This window comes from Streptosporangium sp. NPDC006007 (assembly GCF_040614315.1).
In the GTDB taxonomy this organism is placed as follows: Bacteria; Actinomycetota; Actinomycetes; order Streptosporangiales; family Streptosporangiaceae; genus Streptosporangium.
This window is the reverse complement of sequence record NZ_JBEXUG010000010.1, coordinates 1-19201: the sequence shown is the minus strand read 5'-3', so window position 1 is coordinate 19201 and position 19201 is coordinate 1. Positions and strand designations below refer to the sequence as shown.

At 70.2% G+C, this 19201-nt stretch carries 18 protein-coding genes; 13 read left to right on the top strand and 5 right to left on the bottom strand.

What is annotated here, in order from left to right:
- The first annotated feature begins 73 nt into the window (after positions 1-73).
- From ABZ194_RS10630 to ABZ194_RS10585, 10 genes are all read left to right on the top strand, one after another.
- Complete coding sequence (locus tag ABZ194_RS10630; protein ID WP_355594626.1) at positions 74-163, top strand: putative leader peptide; 90 nt, start codon at positions 74-76, stop codon at positions 161-163.
- Positions 164-371: 208 nt separating this feature from the next.
- Positions 372-2225, top strand: a complete 1854-nt coding sequence (locus tag ABZ194_RS10625) for a 2-oxoacid:acceptor oxidoreductase subunit alpha (RefSeq protein ID WP_355594624.1) — start codon at positions 372-374, stop codon at positions 2223-2225.
- Positions 2218-3267, top strand: a complete 1050-nt coding sequence (locus ABZ194_RS10620; protein WP_355594622.1) for a 2-oxoacid:ferredoxin oxidoreductase subunit beta — start codon at positions 2218-2220, stop codon at positions 3265-3267. The genes ABZ194_RS10625 and ABZ194_RS10620 overlap by 8 nt, the downstream gene beginning before the upstream one ends.
- A 172-nt stretch (positions 3268-3439) precedes the next feature.
- A complete protein-coding gene (locus ABZ194_RS10615; RefSeq protein ID WP_355594619.1) occupies positions 3440-4414 on the top strand; it encodes an NAD-dependent epimerase/dehydratase family protein in 975 nt (324 codons plus the stop codon).
- Between the two features lie 196 nt (positions 4415-4610).
- On the top strand, positions 4611-5276 hold the full coding sequence (locus ABZ194_RS10610) for a polysaccharide deacetylase family protein (protein ID WP_355594617.1): 666 nt from the start codon (positions 4611-4613) through the stop codon (positions 5274-5276).
- Positions 5277-5359: 83 nt separating this feature from the next.
- Positions 5360-6283 (top strand): glycosyltransferase family 2 protein, encoded by a 924-nt coding sequence (locus tag ABZ194_RS10605; protein WP_355594615.1) that lies wholly within the window; start codon positions 5360-5362, stop codon positions 6281-6283.
- A 25-nt stretch (positions 6284-6308) separates the two neighbouring features.
- On the top strand, positions 6309-7424 hold the full coding sequence (locus ABZ194_RS10600; protein WP_355594613.1) for a GNAT family N-acetyltransferase: 1116 nt from the start codon (positions 6309-6311) through the stop codon (positions 7422-7424).
- Positions 7425-7576: 152 nt separating this feature from the next.
- On the top strand, positions 7577-8893 hold the full coding sequence (locus tag ABZ194_RS10595; protein ID WP_355594611.1) for a nucleotide sugar dehydrogenase: 1317 nt from the start codon (positions 7577-7579) through the stop codon (positions 8891-8893).
- A complete protein-coding gene (locus tag ABZ194_RS10590; protein ID WP_355594609.1) occupies positions 8883-10061 on the top strand; it encodes a glycosyltransferase family 4 protein in 1179 nt (392 codons plus the stop codon). Before ABZ194_RS10595 ends, ABZ194_RS10590 begins: the two co-directional genes overlap by 11 nt.
- 78 nt (positions 10062-10139) lie before the next feature.
- On the top strand, positions 10140-10934 hold the full coding sequence (locus tag ABZ194_RS10585) for a methyltransferase domain-containing protein (RefSeq protein WP_355594607.1): 795 nt from the start codon (positions 10140-10142) through the stop codon (positions 10932-10934).
- Between the two features lie 58 nt (positions 10935-10992).
- On the opposite strand, the gene ABZ194_RS10580 is transcribed toward ABZ194_RS10585, so the two are convergent.
- Positions 10993-11919, bottom strand: a complete 927-nt coding sequence (locus ABZ194_RS10580; protein ID WP_355594605.1) for a glycosyltransferase family 2 protein — start codon at positions 11917-11919, stop codon at positions 10993-10995.
- A gap of 37 nt (positions 11920-11956) precedes the next feature.
- Here ABZ194_RS10580 and ABZ194_RS10575 point away from each other — a divergent pair, with 37 nt between their 5' ends.
- From ABZ194_RS10575 to ABZ194_RS10565, 3 genes are all read left to right on the top strand, one after another.
- Positions 11957-12544 carry a dTDP-4-dehydrorhamnose 3,5-epimerase family protein gene (locus tag ABZ194_RS10575; protein ID WP_355594603.1) on the top strand — a complete coding sequence of 196 codons (588 nt, stop codon included), beginning with the start codon at positions 11957-11959 and terminating at the stop codon, positions 12542-12544.
- A gap of 6 nt (positions 12545-12550) precedes the next feature.
- Positions 12551-13456 (top strand): hypothetical protein, encoded by a 906-nt coding sequence (locus tag ABZ194_RS10570; RefSeq protein ID WP_355594601.1) that lies wholly within the window; start codon positions 12551-12553, stop codon positions 13454-13456.
- 326 nt (positions 13457-13782) lie between these two features.
- On the top strand, positions 13783-15417 hold the full coding sequence (locus ABZ194_RS10565) for a DUF4082 domain-containing protein (protein ID WP_355594599.1): 1635 nt from the start codon (positions 13783-13785) through the stop codon (positions 15415-15417).
- Between the two features lie 25 nt (positions 15418-15442).
- Here ABZ194_RS10565 and ABZ194_RS10560 read toward each other — a convergent pair whose 3' ends face one another.
- The 4 genes from ABZ194_RS10560 to ABZ194_RS10545 all read right to left on the bottom strand — a co-directional run.
- The gene (locus ABZ194_RS10560; RefSeq protein ID WP_355594597.1) at positions 15443-16837 is read right to left on the bottom strand and encodes an O-antigen ligase family protein; all 1395 of its coding nucleotides are present in this window, start codon (positions 16835-16837) and stop codon (positions 15443-15445) included.
- Between the two features lie 74 nt (positions 16838-16911).
- Positions 16912-17664, bottom strand: coding sequence for a hypothetical protein (locus ABZ194_RS10555; protein ID WP_355594595.1), 753 nt, complete (start codon positions 17662-17664; stop codon positions 16912-16914).
- Positions 17665-17826: 162 nt separating this feature from the next.
- Positions 17827-18744 carry a hypothetical protein gene (locus ABZ194_RS10550; RefSeq protein ID WP_355594593.1) on the bottom strand — a complete coding sequence of 306 codons (918 nt, stop codon included), beginning with the start codon at positions 18742-18744 and terminating at the stop codon, positions 17827-17829.
- A 274-nt stretch (positions 18745-19018) separates the two neighbouring features.
- On the bottom strand, positions 19019-19201 hold a 183-nt coding region (locus ABZ194_RS10545; RefSeq protein ID WP_355594591.1), incomplete at its 5' end, for a zinc ribbon domain-containing protein.

The window sequence follows — 19201 nt, the reverse complement described above, 5'->3', positions numbered from 1 at the left end:
TTGGCCAGGAGTTATGAGCACATGGCCCGAGCCGATGAACCCGGCCGCCCGGCGGGACATATAGTTAGGCAACGTGACCCTAACCGTCCTCTTCGGCCGTCTGCACGTGGACCTGTGCCGGCTCGCCGCCGCTCTGTGTTGGGCCAACCGCTCGCGATCGTGACCCCACAGCGGCCATGTCATCCGGCCGCGGCTCGCACCGCCCGCCCGCCCCACACTCCAACTCAGCGGCCGCCGAGGATCTGCGACTTACGTCACACCCTTCCGCCGAGTGGAACGCGAAAGACCACGCGTTACTCCGAGGGATCTAGCATGGAACCAAGAACGTGCCAACATCAACGGCGCCCAGTCGCGTCGAGGAGGACTGAGCTGTGACCAAGCAGGTTCAGCAACTCGACCGCGTGATCATCCGGTTCGCCGGCGACTCCGGCGACGGCATGCAGCTGACCGGTGATCGATTCACGGCCGGGACGGCGGAGTTCGGCAACGACCTGTCGACCCTTCCCAACTTCCCCGCCGAGATCCGAGCCCCCGCGGGGACCCTGCCCGGCGTGTCGAGCTTCCAGCTCCACTTCGCCGACCACGACATCCTCACCCCCGGCGACGCCCCCAACGTCCTGGTCGCCATGAACCCCGCCGCGCTGAAGGCCAACCTCGGCGACCTGCCGCGCGGGGCCGACATCATCGCCAACACCGACGAGTTCACCCGGCGTAACCTGCAGAAGGTGGGCTACGAGGGCGACCCGCTTGAGGACGACTCGCTCGCCGAGTGGCGGGTGCACCGGGTGCCGCTGACCTCGCTGACGGTCAGGGCCCTGGAGGGCTTCTCCCTCTCCAAGAAGGACGCCGAGCGCTCCAAGAACATGTTCGCCCTCGGCCTGCTGAGCTGGCTCTACCACCGGCCGACCGAGGCGACGATCAAGTTCCTGGAGAACAAGTTCGCCAAGAGCCCGGACATCGCCAAGGCCAACATCGCGGCCTTCCAGGCGGGCTGGAACTACGGCGAGACCACCGAGTCCTTCTCGGTCTCCTACGAGGTCAAGCCGGCCAGGCTCCTGCCCGGCGTCTACCGGAACATCTCCGGGAACCAGGCGCTCGCCTACGGGCTGATCGCCGCCTCCGTGCAGTCGAGGCTGCCGCTCTTCCTCGGCTCCTACCCGATCACCCCGGCCTCCGACATCCTGCACGAGCTCTCCAGGCACAAGCGGTTCGGCATCCGCACCTTCCAGGCCGAAGACGAGATCGCGGGCGTCGGCGCCGCCCTGGGGGCGGCCTTCGGCGGCGCGCTGGGCGTCACCACCACCAGTGGCCCGGGGGTCGCGCTCAAGGCCGAGACCGTCGGCCTGGCGGTGACCACCGAGTTGCCGCTGATCGTGGTGGACGTGCAGCGGGCCGGGCCGAGCACCGGCATGCCCACCAAGACCGAGCAGACCGACCTGCTGATGGCCATGTACGGCCGCAACGGCGAGTCGCCGGTGCCGATCGTGGCGCCGTCCACCCCGTCCGACTGCTTCGACGCGGCCATCGAGGCGGCCCGGATCGCGGTGAAGTACCGCACCCCGGTCATGCTGCTCTCCGACGGCTACCTGGCCAACGGCTCCGAGCCGTGGCGGGTGCCCGGCGCGGCCGATCTGCCGGACATCACCACCGCGTTCGCCGACGCGCCGAACGGCGAGGACGGGGTGACCTTCCTGCCGTTCAAGCGGGACGCCGAGACCCTGGCCCGGCCCTGGGCCATCCCGGGCACCGCGGGCCTGGAGCACCGGATCGGCGGCATCGAGAAGGCCGAGGGCACCGGCAACATCTCCTACGACCCCGGCAACCACGACCGGATGGTCCGGCTCCGCCAGGCCAAGATCGACGGGATCGCCCGGGACATCCCGCCGCTGGAGGTGGACGACCTCGACGGGGACGCCCGCGTGCTGGTCATCGGCTGGGGCTCCACCTACGGCCCGATCGCGGCCGCGGTACGGCGGATCAGGAAGGCCGGCGGCAAGGTCGCCCAGGCCCACCTGCGTCACCTCAATCCGCTGCCGGCCAACACCGGCGAGGTGCTGCGCTCCTACGACAGGGTGCTGCTGCCGGAGATCAACCTCGGCCAGCTCGCGCTGCTGCTCCGCGCCCGCTTCCTGGTCGACATCATCAGCTACAACCGCGTGCGCGGTCTTCCGTTCAAGGCCGAGGAGCTGGCCGGCGTGATCCAGGACGTGATCGACAGTGAGTGAGACCATCGGCAACGGCCGGGGGCTGTCCCTGGTCCCGAAGACCGACGTCAAGCTGGGGATGAAGGACTTCAAGTCCGACCAGGAGGTCCGCTGGTGCCCCGGCTGCGGCGACTACGCCATCTTGGCCGCGGTCCAGTCGTTCGTCCCCGAGCTCGGCCTCAAACGCGAGAACATGGTGTTCGTCTCGGGCATCGGCTGCTCGTCCCGGTTCCCGTACTACATGAACACCTACGGGTTCCACTCCATCCACGGCCGCGCCCCGGCGATCGCCACCGGCCTGGCCGCCTCCCGCCCCGACCTGTCGGTCTGGGTGATCACCGGTGACGGCGACGCGCTCTCCATCGGCGGCAACCACCTGATCCACGCGCTGCGCCGCAACGTCAACCTGAACATCCTGCTGTTCAACAACCGCATCTACGGCCTGACCAAGGGCCAGTACTCCCCCACCTCCGAGGTCGGCAAGATCACGAAGTCCACCCCGATGGGCTCGCTGGACAAGCCGTTCAACCCGATCTCGCTGGCGATCGGCGCCGAGGCCTCCTTCGTGGCCAGGACCATCGACTCCGACCGCAAGCACCTGCAGTCGGTGCTGCGCGAGGCCGCCGCCCACCGCGGCACCTCCCTGGTCGAGATCTACCAGAACTGCAACATCTTCAACGACAACGCCTTCGACCCGCTGAAGGACCCCGAGCAGCGCGACGACGTCACCCTGCGCCTGGAGCACGGCCGGCCGATCGTCTCGGCCTCCAAGGCGGTACGGCGCGCCGCCGACGGCGGCATCGAGGTCGTCCCGCGTTCCACGGTGGACGAGGACGAGATCCTCCTCCACGACGCCCACCGCCCCGACCCCTCCCTGGCCTTCGCGCTCTCCCGCCTGGACGAGCCCGCCTTCGAGCACGTCCCGATCGGCGTCTTCCGCTCCGTCGAACGCCCCTCCTACGACGAGCTGATGGCCGGGCAGCTGGCGGAGGCCGTCGACCGGGGCGGCCCGGGTGACCTGGACGACCTGCTGCTGGCCGGAGACACCTGGCGCATCGACTGATCGACAAGAAGACCACGGGGCCGCTCATCCGAGCGGCCCCGTTGCTTTTTCGGGAAATTAACACGATCCATGGCTATTGGTCCGACAAGCTATGACACGCGCGGACCTGCCAGCCGGGAGCCGCCGACCAGAGCATCCGACGGAACTCGTCACACCCGCGAGGAGAACGCCCATGCTTACCGCGCCGGCATCCACGGAAACCCTCGTCCGCCGTCAGGAGGGGCACGGCTGGCATGGAGCGTCCGTGCTGGTGACGGGCGCCACCGGCTTCATAGGGGCCCACCTGGTGCGGCGCCTGGGCGCACTCGGCGCGCGGGTGCACGCGGTCAGCCGCAGCCCCAGGGAGAAAGGCGGCCCCGGGGAGACCTGGCACGTCGCCGACGTCAGCGACCCCGAGGCGATCGAACACCTCCTCCTTTCCACCCGGCCCGCCGTCGTGTTCCACCTCGCCAGCGAGGTCGCCGGCGCCCGGGACCCCCGGCTCGTCCGGCCGATGCTGGAGAGCAACCTCGCCGGCGTGGTCAACCTGCTGACCACCGTCACCGGCATGCCGGGCACCCGGGTGGTGCTCGCCGGCTCGCTTGAGGAGCCGCGGCCGGGCGACGGTGAGACGACCCCGTCCTCGCCCTACGCGGTCGCCAAATGGGCCGCCGGCGGCTACGCGCGGATGTTCCACGAGCTGTGGGACGTCTCGGTGACCACCCTGCGGATCGGCATGGTCTACGGGCCGGGCCAGCAGGACATCACGAAGCTGGTGCCGTACGTGACACTCGCGCTGCTCCGCGGTGAGGAGCCCCGTCTCAGCAGCGGGACACGCCAGCTGGACTGGGTCTACGTCGACGACGTGGTCGACGCCTTCCTCGCCGCGGGCACGACCCCTCAGGCGGCAGGGCGGGGCTTCGACATCGGCACGGGGACGCGGACGTCCATCCGGGACACCGTGGAGCTGCTGAGCCGGATCGTCGGCGGTTCGCCGCGCCCCCGGTACGGCGCGATCTCCGACCGGCCGCTGGACAGCGCGCGGATCGCCGACATCACATCCGCCGCCGAGACGCTCGGCTGGTGTCCCGGGGTCGGGCTGGAGGAGGGGCTCCGGCTCACCGCGGCCTGGTACGCCGACCGGCTCGGGACGTACCCGGCGGGTTAGCCGAGCCGTCCGGGGCCGCTCCTCGTGCGGCGAGGTGCCCGGACGGCCTCCGGCGCGACGGTTCCGAGGCGATCAACCGTCTTTACGGGAAAAAGCCTGTAACGAGACGCTCTGGAACCCGATATCAATCGGGAATCAGACATCGTGCGGGCACCACTCCCTCCGTCGGAGTGCCGGACCAGAAACGAGGGTGCTGGTGCAGTCGGTCGTCAATCTCACGGTGCACGGGATCGGTCCGATCAGCCACGAGCTGGACCCGGGCGAGGGCGACTTCTGGGTCGGCGTGGAGCAGTTCGAGCAGGTGCTCGACGCGGTGGTGGGCCGCCAGGACGTCCGCATCACCTTCGACGACGGCAACTCGTCGGATGTGGAGATCGCCCTCCCCCGGCTGCTGGAACGCGGTCTCACCGCGGAGTTCTTCGTGCCGGCCGGACTGCTCGGTGAGCAGGGCAGGCTGGACTCGGACGGGGTCAGGGAGCTGGTGGGCGCGGGCATGCGGGTCGGCTCGCACGGCTGGGCGCACCGTGACTGGCGGAAGCTGACCCCCGAGCAGGTGGACCAGGAGTTCACCGACTCCCACCGGCTCCTCAGCGAGCTCACCGGACGGCAGGTGTCGAGGGTGGCCATCCCCTTCGGCTCCTACGACAGGCGCGTGCTCGGCATGATGCGCCGGGCGCGGGTGACGTGCGCGTACACCAGCGACGGCGGTCGCGCCCAGCCGGGCACCTGGCTGCAGTCGCGTGACAGCCTCCGCCGTGACCTTGACGCCGCCTGGATCTCGGACGTCCTGAACGGTGCCCCCTCTCTGCCCCTGCGCGCCCGGCGGCTCGCCGCGAGGGCGTTCAAGCGTGTCCGTGGCTGAGGGCCGGAACCACGACCACGCCTTGGAACGAGGTAACAGACCCCTGCCGTCGAAGATGACCCGTATATGAGGATGACCGGTATATGACGCCTGGTACCCCCCGGATCGCCATAGTGATCGTCACCTACAACAGCGCGCAGGTGCTCGAAGGGTGTCTGCGCTCCCTGGGGGACGGAGCACGGGGCGTCCATCTCGCGCACGTCGTGGTAGCCGACAACGCCTCGAAGGACGAGTCGCTCAAGCTCGCCGGGGAGGCGACCGGCCTTCCGATGCGGATCGTCCAGGTGGGGCGGAACGCCGGCTACGCCGCGGCGGTCAACGCCGGCATCGACGTCCTGGACATCGAGGACCTCGACGCCGTCATGGTGATCAACCCCGACTGCAGGTTGCGGCCGGGTTCCATCCTCCCGCTCGCCGAGGCGCTGCGGCGGCCGGGGTGCGGCATCGCCGCGCCCCGGCTGCTCAACCCCGACGGCAGCCTGCAGCCCTCGCTGCGCAGGATGCCCTCCGTGGGCAGGGCGCTGGCCGAGGCGGTGATCGGCGGGAACCTCGCGGGCCGGATCGGCACCCTGGGAGAGATGGTCACCAACCCGCGCGAGTACGGCAGAGCCGGTTTCGTGGCCTGGGCGACCGGCGCGGCCATGCTCGTCTCGACCAAGACCATCAAGGAGATCGGCGCGTGGGACGAGTCCTTCCTGCTCTACAGCGAGGAGACCGAGTTCGCGCTGCGCGCCAGAGACCACGGCTGGATGTTCTGGTACGAGCCGACGGCGCTGGTCGAGCACATCGGCGGCGACTCCGGTGTCAATCCCACCCTCGCCGCGCTGCTCACCGTCAACAAGGTGGCGCTTTTCCACCGGCGCCGGGGCACTCTCGCCTCGTTCGCCTACTATCTCGCGGTCATGCTCGGCGAGACGGTACGCGCGCTCGCGGGGCGCCGCACCTCAAGAGCCTCGGTCATGGCACTCCTGCGGCCGTCACGCCGGCTCCAGAAGCTCGCGGACTGACCCGGCCTCCCGAGGAGGGACAACGATGAGCGTGCCCGCGAGCGAGACGGTCGGCGAGCCGGGCGCCGGTGACCCCGACCGGCCCACGGCGATGAGGACGGTCGGGTTCGAGGCGCTCGGCGCGGAGGAACTCGACGCCTGGCATCTGCTGCGGGCGGCCAATCCGCTGCTGGACAGCCCCTACTTCCACCCCGGCTTCGCCGCGGCCGTGCACGCCAGCGGGCGCCGGGTGCGGGTCGCGGTGGGCAGGGACCGGGCGGGCCGGGTGCTGGCCCTGCTGCCCCATCACCGTGAGCGGTCGCTGATCAGGCCCGCGGGCTGGCCCGCGGCGGACTTCCAGGGGCCGGTACTGGCCCCCGGCTCCTCCTTCTCCCCGCTGGGCCTGCTCACCGGCGGGGTCCGCGGTTTCGCGTTCGACCATCTCATCGAGGGCCACTCCGGCTTCGAGCCGTGGGTGGAGTCGCGCCGCCCGTCGCCGTTCCTGGACGTCTCCGGCGGCCTGGAGGGGTATCTGGGCCGCGTGTCACGGAGCGGCAAGGACAACATGGGGCAGGCCCGCCGCCGTATCGCGAAGACGGAGCGGACCCACGGCACGGTGCGGTTCGTCGCCGACTCACTCGATCGGGAGGCGCTGGCCCGGGTGGTGGAGCTCAAACGCGGGCAGTACGCCGCCACCGGGGCCAGGGACTATTTCGCCGAACCGGATCGCCGTGAACTGCTGACGCGACTGCTGCACACCCGCGACTCCGCCTTCGGCGGTGTGCTGTCCACTCTGCACGCCGGTCCTCATCTGATCGCGGCGCATTTCGGATTACGTTCCGGAAAGGTGCTGCACTGGTGGTTTCCGGTCTACGATCCCGCCTTCGCGAATCTTTCCCCCGGATGGATGCTGCTGCGCGAACTCGTCGCCGCCGCTCCCGCCCTCGGAATCACCCGCATCGACCTCGGCCGGGGTGAGGACGAATACAAACGACGCGCCAAGACCGGCGAGACGCTGGTGTGCCAGGGAATCGTGACACGCAGCTCCACCCTGCAGACACTACGGCGCGCTCGCACCTCCGTGATCGACGCGGCCAAGTCGTCCGCGCTCGGCCCCGCCCTGCGAAGGATTGCCCGTGGATTCCGGATGTTGAACCGTTGATCGCATCCGGAATTTCCGGCGATAATTGCTTCTCGAAATCGCAGTGATCACAATAAGTCATCCGGCCGGCGGATGAGTCAGACGAGGCTTGAGAAAGCGTTCCTCCTGCCTCACGACCAAGCGGCACGTGACGCGACGGAGGCAAAACACAAATGAGAATCAGCGTGTTCGGGCTCGGCTATGTCGGCTGCGTTTCCGCAGCCTGTCTTGCGGCCAGCGGGCACGAGGTGATCGGGGTCGACGTCAATCCGCTCAAGGTCGAGCTCATCGCCCGAGGGCAGGCGCCCGTCGTCGAGGAGCGGATCGGCGAGCTGACCTCCGAGGTGGTGCGGAGCGGCGCGCTGCGGGCCACCACCGACGTCGCCGAGGCCGTCGGCGCGACCGAGATCTCCCTGGTCTGCGTGGGCACGCCGTCCGCCTCGAACGGCAGCCTGTCCACCGTCTACCTGGAGCGGGTGGCCGAGGAGATCGGCCGGGCGCTGGCGGCCAAGGAGGGGCGGCACACGGTCGTCTTCCGCAGCACCATGCTCCCCGGCACCTGCACCGACCTGCTCGTCCCGATCCTTGAGCGGGCGTCGGGGCTGACCGCCGGAACCGGGTTCGGCGTGGCGGTGAACCCGGAGTTCCTCCGCGAGGGCACGAGCGTGCGCGACTTCTTCGAGCCGCCCAAGACGGTCATCGGCGAGTTCGACGCGGCGAGCGGCGACCCGGTCGCCGCGCTGTACGAGGGGTTGCCCGGCGAGGTCTTCCGGGTGCCGGTGGCGGTGGCCGAGATGACGAAGTACGCCGACAACGCCTTCCACGGCCTGAAGATCGGCTTCGCGAACGAGATCGGGGCGATCTGCCAGGCGCTCGGCCTGGACTCGCACCGGGTCATGGACGTCTTCCTCGCCGACCGCAAGCTCAACATCAGCACGGCCTACCTGCGCCCCGGATTCGCCTTCGGCGGCTCGTGCCTGCCCAAGGACCTCAGGGGCCTGGTCTACGCGGCGCGGCAGGCCGACGTCTCGGTGCCGCTGCTCTCGCACGTCCTGCCGTCCAACGAGGACCACCTGCGGCGCGCCTTCGAGCTGGTGGCCGCGGCGGGCAGCCGCAAGGTCGGGCTGTTCGGGCTGTCGTTCAAGCCGGGCACCGACGACCTGCGGGAGAGCCCGCTGGTGGAGCTGGCGGAGCGCCTGCTCGGCAAGGGCTTCGACCTGCGCATCTACGACGCCAACGTCACCTTGTCGCGCCTGATGGGAGCCAACAGGGACTACATGGAGAGCAGGTTGCCGCACCTGGGCGACCTGCTGACCAACTCCGCCGACGACGTGCTCGCACACGCCGACGTCTGCGTCGTCGGCTGCCAGGATCCGGCCGTGCTGAGCGCTCTCGACGGCGCGGAGGACCGCACAATCATCGATCTCGTCCGACTCCCCGACGCCGACACGCGCCGGGCACACCCTGGATACGTGGGCCTTGGCTGGTAAAGCACTCATTCTCGTCGAGAACCTCTCCGTCCCGTTCGACCGGCGGGTGTGGCAGGAGAGCACCACGCTGCGCGACGCCGGATGGGAGGTGCACGTCATCTGCCCTCTCGGCACCAAGCGGGACACCGAGCCGCGGATCGAGATAGACGGGGTGAAGATCTACCGCTATCCCCTGCGGGCCGCGACCGGCGGGCCGCTCGGCTATCTGCGGGAGTACGGCTCGGCGCTCTGGCACACCTTCCGGCTGGCCCGGCGGATCGGCCCCGTGGACGTCGTGCACGCCTGCAACCCGCCGGATCTGCTGTTCCTGGTGGCGCTGATGCTCAAACGGCACGGCGCGCGGTTCGTGTTCGACCAGCACGACCTCGTTCCCGAGCTCTACCTGTCCCGCTTCGACCGGGGCGAGGACCTCCTCTACCGGGCCGTGTGCCGGCTCGAACAGCTCACCTACCGGGTGGCCGACGTGGTCATCGCGACCAACGAGAGCTACCGCGACGTCGCGGTCAGCCGGGGCGGCAAGAAGCCCGAGGAGGTGTTCGTGGTGCGCAGCGCGCCCGCGGTCGAGCGCTTCCACCAGGTTCCCGTCGAGGAGTCACTCAGGCGGGGCAAGCCGCACCTGCTGTGCTACCTGGGCGTGATGGGCCCGCAGGACGGCGTGGACTACGCGCTGCGCTCACTGGCCAGACTCCGCGACGAGCTGAGCCGTACGGACTGGCACGCGGTGTTCGTCGGCAGCGGAGACACCTTCGAGGACATGGTCGCGCTCTCCCACCGGCTGGGGCTCTCCGACCGTGTCGAGTTCACCGGCCGGATCCCGGACAAGGACCTGGTGCGCTACCTGTCGGCGGCGGACATCTGCCTGGCGCCCGACCCGCTCAACCCCCTCAACGACGTCTCCACCATGAACAAGATCATGGAGTACATGGCGATGTCCCGTCCGATCGTCTCCTTCGACCTGAAGGAGGCCAGGGTCTCGGCCGGGAACGCCGCGGTGTACGCGCCGGCCAACGACGAGTCGGAGTTCGCCAAGCTGATCGCCCGTCTGCTCGACGACCCCGACGAGCGTCACCGGATGGGGGAGATCGGCCGGGCCCGCGTCAGCGGCCCGCTGTCCTGGGAGCGTTCCAGGAGCGCGCTGCTGGCCGCCTACGCGGCCGTCGGCCGGTAGGGGCCGCGGAGAGTTCACGGGACGCCGGGAGGAGAGAGCCGGCCGGTCGTCCCATCCGATCAGAGAAAGGTGGTTGCCATGGGCCTGTTTCTCCAGGCCGTCGTCGTCGGCGGAGAGATCACACCCGCCGTGGAGACGGCCGCGGAGCTCGTCGCGACCGTGGTGGAGGCGGCCCTGGAGGTCGTGGCGACCGCGGTGGGCACGGTGCTGGGACCGCTCCAGCGCCCCTGTCGATGGCTGCGCGGCGTCGCCGTCCGCCTGCTGTTCGAGCGCCGGTACGGCGTGCGGACCTCGGACACGGTGAGCCTCGCGCGGCTCGGGCTCGCCGGTGAGGAGCGGGTCGACTACGTGGCGGCCAGCTGGCGGCTGCTGCGGCGTACGCTGCCCAGGCGTGCCGTCGGCGAGAGCGACGTCTTCATCGACCTGGGCTCCGGCATGGGACGCATGGTGCTGGAGGCCGCGTGGCGGTACCCGTTCAAGAAGGTGATCGGGGTTGAGCTGTCCGGGGAGCTGAACGACATCGCCCGGCAGAACATCGTCGGCACCCGTCTCCGGCTCCGCTGCGAGAACGTCGAGCTCGTCCAGTCGGACGTGCTCGACTACGAGATCCCCGAGGACGTCAGCGTGGTCTTCCTCAACAACCCCTTCCGGGGGGAGACGTTCGCCACCGTGATCACGAGGCTGCTGGCGACCGTGGACCGGAATCCGCGCCCGGTCACGGTGATCTACCTCAACCCGACGGAGGAGGACCTCCTGCTGAGCACCGGCCGCTTCCACCACGTGCGCACGCTGAAGGCGAAACGCAAGGCCCGGCCGGACAGCCCGTTCGACTGGATCCGGATATACACCGTCTCCGAGCGGGCCGGTGCCTGAGCGGACCCGGCTTCCGCCCGGCCGGGCCGTACGGCCCGGCGGGGCGGTGCCGGGTGGGTCACCCGCCCGCCCGGGACCGGCTGCCGACGTCCATGCCCCACTGGACCCCGCCCCCTCGGAGGGCGCGTATCCGGGTCAGCGCCCGGTCCAGGAGCATGACGGCGAGATAGCAGCCCGCGTCGAGCGGGCTCACCCGCCGCCCGGCCACCAGGGCGCCCAGGGAGCTCAGCCGCAGGCGGCCCTCGGGCGCGGGCCGGCCCAGGACGGCGAGCTGCCGGTTGCCCAGGCGCACCCTCACCCTCCGCCTCAGGTGCGCCGAGACGGTCTTGGGCGGGCGCACCACGGAGCGGGCCTCGGGCACCACGACCCGCTCGTGCGGGGCGAAGCTGCCGTGCACCCAGCCGTCGTCGGAGATCACGTCGGACGGCATGGGGAAGACCCTGGCGTGCCCCTCCTCGGTGAGGACGTAGACCCCGACCCCGGCCAGCGCGCGGAACGGGGCGATCAGCAGGTCCTGCACGGTGTGCACGCGGCGGGCGAGCCGGCCGACCCCGTCCAGGTCCAGCACCGAGTCCGGGGCGCAGGCGAGCACGCCGGGCCTGCCGGCCGCGGCGGCCAGCGCGCGTACCGCCCCGGCGTCCAGCTCGACGTCGGCGTCCAGGTACACCCTCGGAAAGGTCCGGCAGACCTCGTCGCCGAGCCGCAGCGCGTTGGCCTTGCCCGGCACGGGTGTCTCCAGGACGCGCACCCCGGCCCGCCTGGCGGCCTGCGCCGTCCGGTCGGAGCAGGCGTTGGCGACCACCACCACGTCGAACTCGCCGGGCGCGGTGCCGGCGAGCAGCCGGTCGAGACCGCCCGCGATCACGGCCTCCTCGTTGTGGGCCGGCATGACCACGCCGACGACCGGCCGCCGCCCGCCGGAACTTTCGGCGGCCACCGGAACGCCCTCGTCCGCGGGGCCGTCCTCATCCACAGGGCCGTTCACCGGAACGCCTCCCGATCACCTCTGAAGGATTGACGACATGAGAGTAGAACGAACCGGAATAGACGGGGTGTTGTTATTCATACCGACGCCGCACCGTGATGACCGGGGGCTGTTCACCCGGACCTTCGACCGGGTCACCGCCGAGAGGTTCGGGCTGGACCCGGCGAGTTTCGTGCAGGACAGCCAGTCCCGCTCCCGGCGGGGCACGATCCGCGGAATGCACGGCCGCTCCGGCCGGGGCGAGGCGAAGCTGGTGCGCTGCGCGCGCGGCGCGGTGCACGACGTGCTGATCGACGCGCGCCCGGATTCGCCGACCTTCGGGGAACGGACGTCCGTGCTGCTCGACGACGAGACGTTCACCACCCTCTACGTGCCCCCCGGCCTGCTGCACGGCTTCCAGGCTCTGACCGAGCAGACGGACGTCTGTTACCGCATCGACCGCGAGCACGACCCGGCCGAGGACCTGTCGGTCCGCTACGACGATCCCGACCTGCGGATCGACTGGCCGCTGCCGGTGTCCGCGATCAGCGGGCGGGATCTGTCGGCCGGGTCGTGGGCACGATTGCGGGAGCGGCTCCGCGGTACCGATACGACGACACGTGCGATTCCGACTGCGATGGAGTGAACGACGATGCGATGGGCCAGACTTCTCACCGCCCTCTCGGCGGCCGCCGTGACGCTCGCGGCGGGATGCTCCTCCTCCTCCGCCGGAGGTCCGGCGGAGGGTCCCTCCGCCGGATCCACAGGCGGCCCCACAGGTGGCGCCACGCGGTGTCCCGCCTATCCGGCCCCCGACTGCACCGGCGTGCCGCCCGGCGTGAAACTCACCGAGCTGGCCTTGAACGAGGACAACGCCGCCTACCGCGTCAGGACCCCGGGAACCGTGCTGGACGGCGTGCACATCCCGGGTGACCTGCTCGTCCACGCCGACGACGTCACAATCAAGAACAGCCGGATCGACGGCCTGGTCGTCAACGCCGCCGGCCCCAAGACCTTCCGGTTCACCATCGCCGACTCGACCGTCGGCCGCGCCGACACCTGCCAGACCCTGCCGGGCATCGGGCAGGACAAGTACACCGCGCTGCGCGTGCACGTCCGCGGCCACGGGGACGGCTTCCGGGCCGCCGGAGACGACGTGGTCATCCGGGACTCCTACGTCCACCTGTGTTCCAACCCCGGCGACCACTCCGACGGCATCCAGACCTACCACACCGGCAAAAATCTGATCTTCGACCACAACACCGTCGACCAGCGCGACGCCAAGGACATCACCGCGCCGATCTTCCTGACCGACAGCCAGATCGTGAACGCCAGCGTCACCGACAACCTCGTCATGGGCGGCACCTACAGCATCCAGGTGCAGAACGGGCGGGGAAGACTCGTGGTGCGCGACAACAGGCTGGTCGACGGATCCTGGGCTTACGGACCGGTCGCGGCCGACTGCGCCAAGATCGACTGGGCCGGGAACACGCTGGTGACGATCGACGAGAAGTACCGCGTCACCTCGACCGTCGGCCCGCTGAACTGTGTAGGCTGATCTTCATATTCGAATCCTTTTCGGCGCCCGGCCGTTGCTTTTCTCCCAACCGAATAGGCAAGTCGCGACATAGTAGGACAATCGTTATTTAATATCACTTGCAGGGAAATAGTCGCGAAACCCCTGCCCTGCCATGACCTCAGTCGCAACAATGGCCTCCGTACGAGGACCAGAACGACACATCGTCAAGCCGATCGTCGATCGGCGCGGAGGTCAGAGAAATGGCCAGTACGCACCCCCCACACGGCGACGAGAAACGTACGGGTGACCACCCCGGCCGTCGAAGGTCGCAGCCAGGCCTGGTAGCAATCCTGATCGTTGCCCTTGTGGCGATATCCGTCCCGGCCGTATGGCTGCTCAACCGTGGCGAGGTCACGGTGAGGCAGGCGTCCGCGGCCCGGCCCGAGTCCGGCTCGGAGCTCGGCGCACCGAAGGAGACCGGTTTCTGGTCGGCGGCCACCACGGTGAAGGCGCCGGCGCACGCCGACCGCACGCCCATGGAGCTGGGCATGCGCTTCACCCCGGCCCAGGGCGGCTGGGTGACCGGAGTGCGGTTCTACAAGGCGCGCGGAGAGAAGGGCAGGCACACCGGAAGCCTCTGGGACAGCCGCGGACGACGCCTGGCACAGGTCTCGTTCGCCGGGGAGAGGCCCTCGGGCTGGCAGGAGGCCCGCTTCGCCTCCCCGGTACGGCTGGAGGCCACCCGGGTCTACACGGTCTCCTACCACAGCGAGAACGGCACCTACGTGGGCAGCCGGGGCTTCGGCGCCACCCGCTCGGGCCCGCTGACCACGGCGACCCGCACCCCCGGGGTGTTCGGGTACGGCGGCAGCGCCTTCCCCCGGCGCTCGAACCCCAAGGGCTACAACTACTGGGTGGACGTCATCTTCCGCTGGCACCGCCGCCCGCCGGGACACGGCACCCCGTCACCGGAGCCGCCGCCCTCCCCCTCGGCGACCACGGGCGAGGACCAGGAGCCCGAGGCCACCCCGGGTCCGAGCACCATCGAGCCGACGCCGAGCCTGCCCGGCAGCCCCGAGCCGACGCCGGGCACGACCCCGAGCGAGACGGCCACCCCGGCTCCCAGCCCGACCGTCACGCGCACCCCGCCGCCCACCGCCTCTCCGACCCCCACCCGCAGCACCCCCCTGCCGACGCTGACGGCCGACCCCTCGCACTCCCCGATCCCGGACGACGGCGCCTGCGCCTATCCGACTCCGGCCTGCACCGGCGTGCCGCCGGGAGTGAAGCTCGCCGAGCTGGCCTTGAACGAGGACAACGCCGCCTACCGCGTCACCACCCCGGGGGCCATGCTGAACGGCAAGCACATCCGGGGTGACCTGCTCATCCACGCCGACAACGTCACGATCAAGAACAGCCGGATCGACGGCACCGTGATCAACGCGAACGGGCCCAAGACCTTCCGGTTCACCATCGTCGACTCGACCGTCGGACCGCCCACCGGCTGCGAGACCCTGCCGGGCATCGGGCAGGACAAGTACACCGCGCTGCGCGTGCACGTCCGCAACCACGGGGACGGCTTCCGGGCCGCCGGAGACGACGTGGTCATCCGGGACTCCTACGTCCACCTGTGCTCCAACCCCGACGACCACTCCGACGGCATCCAGACCTACCACACCGGCGAAAACCTGATCTTCGACCACAACACCGTCGACCAGCGCGACGCCAAGGACATCACCGCGCCGATCTTCCTGACCGACAGCCAGATCGTGAACGCCAGCGTCACCGACAACCTCATCATGGGCGGCACCTACAGTATCCAGCTGAGGAACGGCCGAGGGAAGCTGGTCGTGCGCGACAACAGACTGGTCGACAAGTCCTGGGAGTACGCGCCGGTCGAGTCCGACTGCGCCAAGATCGACTGGGCTGGGAACACGCTGGTCACGATCGACGAGAACTACCGCATCACCTCGACCGTCGGCCCGCTGCCCTGTAAGTGACGGCCCCGGCGGGGCGGGTGGCGCGTCAGCCGCCCGCCCCGCCGGACCTGCGGAACAACCCCCTGGTCGCGGTGCCGACCCGGGCCCGCCAGGGGGCCGCGGGTTCACGGGGCCGCTCGGCGGCCACCGCGACCGTGCTCCTCAGCAACGCCCCGGCGGCGCCGATCAGCAGGAACGACAGGCCCGTGACGGTGGCGAAGGAGAGCAGGTCGAAGGTGGCCGCGCCGATCAGCGGGACCACCAGGCAGGCGGCCAGGGTGAGCCCGAGGTCGCGCGTGCCGGGGTCGGCGCTCAGACGGCGGACCCGGAGCCCGGAGTAGATCCCGCACACGAACATCGCGACGATCGCGGTGATGCCGACCAGGCCGGTCTCCACCGCGGAGAGAAGGTACTGGTTGTCGAAGACCTGGTGTTTGGGGGCGTACCACGTGCCGGCTCCGCGTCCCAGCCACAGATGCTTGGCGACCTCGTAGGCGGCGACCTCGTAGTCGTGCGTACGGTAGCGGACGCTGTCGTCGGTGCCGACGTTCGCGAACAGGCTGTAGAAGGCGCCGATGAGCCCCGGCACCATGATCCGCATCAGCACCAGGAACCCGACCGTGACGCCCAGCGCCTGGATCCGCCGGCGCGCGGGCCAGCCGAGGAACAGCACGATCGCCACGCCGCCCAGGCTCAGCACCGCCGATCGGGAGACCGAGAACATCAGCCCCATCCCGATCAGACCGGCGCAGAGCCACCAGCGCAGGGCGGGCTCCCCGCGTTCGCGGGCCTTGAAGCCGTAGTGGGCGGCGAGCGGCAGGAGCATCGCGCACACGACGCCGAACTCGATGGCGTGACCGGTCGTCGCGGCGACCCGGCGGAAGTCCGACCTCGCGCTGATGAACCCGTCCTCCGAGGTGTAGCGGAGGCCGGGCAGCGCCAGGTAGCGGGTGAGGTCCAGCTCGAACAGGAACTGGCAGGCCCCGATCACCGCGATGGCCGCGCCGGCCAGCACGACGACCTTGAGCACGAAGTCCAGGCGGTCGACGCCGCGGACCCCGTCGCACACCATGAGCGCGAGCCCGGCGCCGGCCACCAGCAGGATGATGGCGTGGTCGGCGAGGTTGAGCTCGTCGGCGGGCAGATAGCCGTAGGTGGCGTAGCCGAAGGTGGCCATCATCGCGGTCAGGAAGACGAACAGCGCGCTCCGCACCGGCGTGCGGCCCTTCGCCATGCCGAGCGTGACGGTGAAGTGCGCGCACAGCCAGCACAGGGTGGCGACCAGGGCCGCGAAGTTGGCCGGGGTGAGCGACAGCGGCAACGCCCGGAAGACGAGACGGGCCGGGATGATCAACAGGGCCACGACGAAGAAGCAGACCAGGGTCGCGCCGTCGGCCCGCCTGCGGGTCGGCAGGGCGGCGCCCCGGGCCGCCGGGGGCACGGACGCCGAGGGGGCCGCGGGAGACGGGGCCGGGGATGGGGATGGGGATGGGGATGGCAAGGGTGTCACGGACGTCAGCCCCTCACAGCCGGACTGTCGGCCGGCGACCGGCCGTTGAGTGCGGGCTCCGGCGCCGGCGGCGTCTCCTCGGCGCCCCGGCGCCTGACGGCACCGCGCCGGGCCTTGCGGGCCTGGAGGAGGCTCTCGGCGGCGAAGGCCGCGCAGATACCCGCCGCGACACCGATGCCCACCGCCGTGGCGACGGCGCGCAGCTTCTTGCCGCGCTGCGGCAGCGCGACGGTCGGCGGCACCGCCTCGTAGGTGGTGATGTAGGTCGCCGGAGGCGCCTTCACCGCCTTCTGACGGGTGACCAGCTCAAGCTTGGCCCGGACGATGATCCGCGTCACGATGTCCCGCGCGGCCTGCGGCGACGAGCTCTCGCCCTCGATGAAGAGGTACGGCCCCGTGGCCAGCGACTCCAGGTTGCTGCCGCCGTTGGTGACCGCGTAGGAGGTGTCACCGCCCTCCACCGCGCCGAGCTCGGCCGCCATGTCCGGCGTCCCCATCACCGCGATGAGGATCGAGGCCGAGACGTTCAGCCCTCGGTCGAAGTTGAGCAGCGGATTGGTCAGGCCGTTGGGGATGCGCGGGTTGGTCGGCAGGCTGCCGCCGGTGGTCGGCGTGGTCAGGACGAGGACCGCGCCCGAGGTGTAGGTCGTGGGCACCGTCGAGTAGACGCCCGCCGCGGCGGCGAGGGAGAGCGCGAACGCCGGCACGACGACGTACCAACGCCGGAACAGGACGACGACCGTCCCCCAGAAGTCCATGTGTTTCCTCCCCCCAGCCGTACGGCGGGCAGCCGGGCCCGAACCCGCCAATGGTCATCGCCCGCACCCGGGCGGGGTGTTACTCCGACATCCGGCGGCCGGCCGGGACCCGTGGTCCGTGGGCCGCCGCCTTCGCTCTCCGGCGCCCGTCCCGCCCGCCGGTCATTTCTCGGGCTCGTCCCGCCCACCGGCGCGCGTGAACACGATGGTGTCGGCCCCGTGGTCGCCGCCGTGCGCGAACGACCCCTCGTCGTCCTCCTCCACCACCACGATGAGCTCCGCCGAGTCATCTTGGAACGGTCCTTTTTCGGGTGGAGCCGGAGGGGCGTCGCCCTCGGGCCCGGCCACCACGTCGCCGTCGTCCGGGTCGCCGCGCCTCCCCTCGGCCTCCGGAGTGCCGGCGTGGTCGCCGGGATGGTCGCCGGGGTGGCCGTCCGCCCGCCGGTAGGCCAGGCCGTAGGCGATGCCCAGGCCGACGAGGAGCACGAGGAAGAGCGCCCCGCCGGCGGCCATCAGCTTGCCGGACATCTTGGCGGTGGGGACGGAGGAGGGCACGACGTCGACGATCGAGATGAAGGTGGAGCGGGGCGCCCTGAGCGCCTGCTGGCGGTCGGCCAGTTCCTTGCGGATGCGCTCCTTGGCCCGCAGCACGACGCTCTGGGCCTCGGCGGCGTCCCGGCCCTCCACCTCCACGTAGACGAACGGGCCGTTGGTGCTGATGCCCAGCAGATCCGGGTTGGTACGTCCGTCGTTGACGGTGACCTTGGTGGTGCCGTTCTCCGCCACCCCCAGCTCGGCCAGCACCTCGGGGGTGTTCATGGAGAGGATGAGGATGCCCGCCGTGACGCGGAGCCCGTCGCTGAACTGCAGCAGCGGGTTGGTAAGCCCGATCGGCCTGGTGGGGTCGGTCGAGAGCGTCCCCCCCGTCGCCGGGGTGGTCAGCACCATGGACGCGGTCGACACGTAGTAGGTCGGCACGAGGAAGAAGACCAGGGCCGCGGCGACGAGCCCGAGAGCGCCCAGAGGGGGCCCTATCGCTCTCCGCCTGACGAGGCCGAAAATGGTCTTCCAGAAGTCCATGCGCCTGCGCCCCCTATTCATGCCGGGGCACAGCAAAACCCCCGAGACAATACAGTTACCAATCGACAGGCGTCCGTCTGCCGTTACATCGGTTACACCGTCGGGCCGGGAGAAGATACCGCCGGTATCTCCTCTCCGGCATGTTACGTCTGGCGACCATACAGCGATAGACCCCTCGATAGGCCAAAATATGGCAGATATCAGGGCCCGGCGTCGGCCCAAGACGGGGGTTGAACAGGTGACTCCTCCGCTCCCTGAAAGGAGCGGCTTCTCGCTAAGCCGCTTGCGTAGCCCGGCGAAGGGCAAGCCCTGCCCTGAGAATGTTGATCGCCGCGTTGGCGTCGGCGTGCGCGGTGTGTCCACACGCCGTACAGACGAACGAGGCCTGGGTGAGGCGGTTCTCCTTCGCCACATGCCCGCAGCGCGGGCAGGTGCGGGAGGTGTGGGCGGGGTTCAC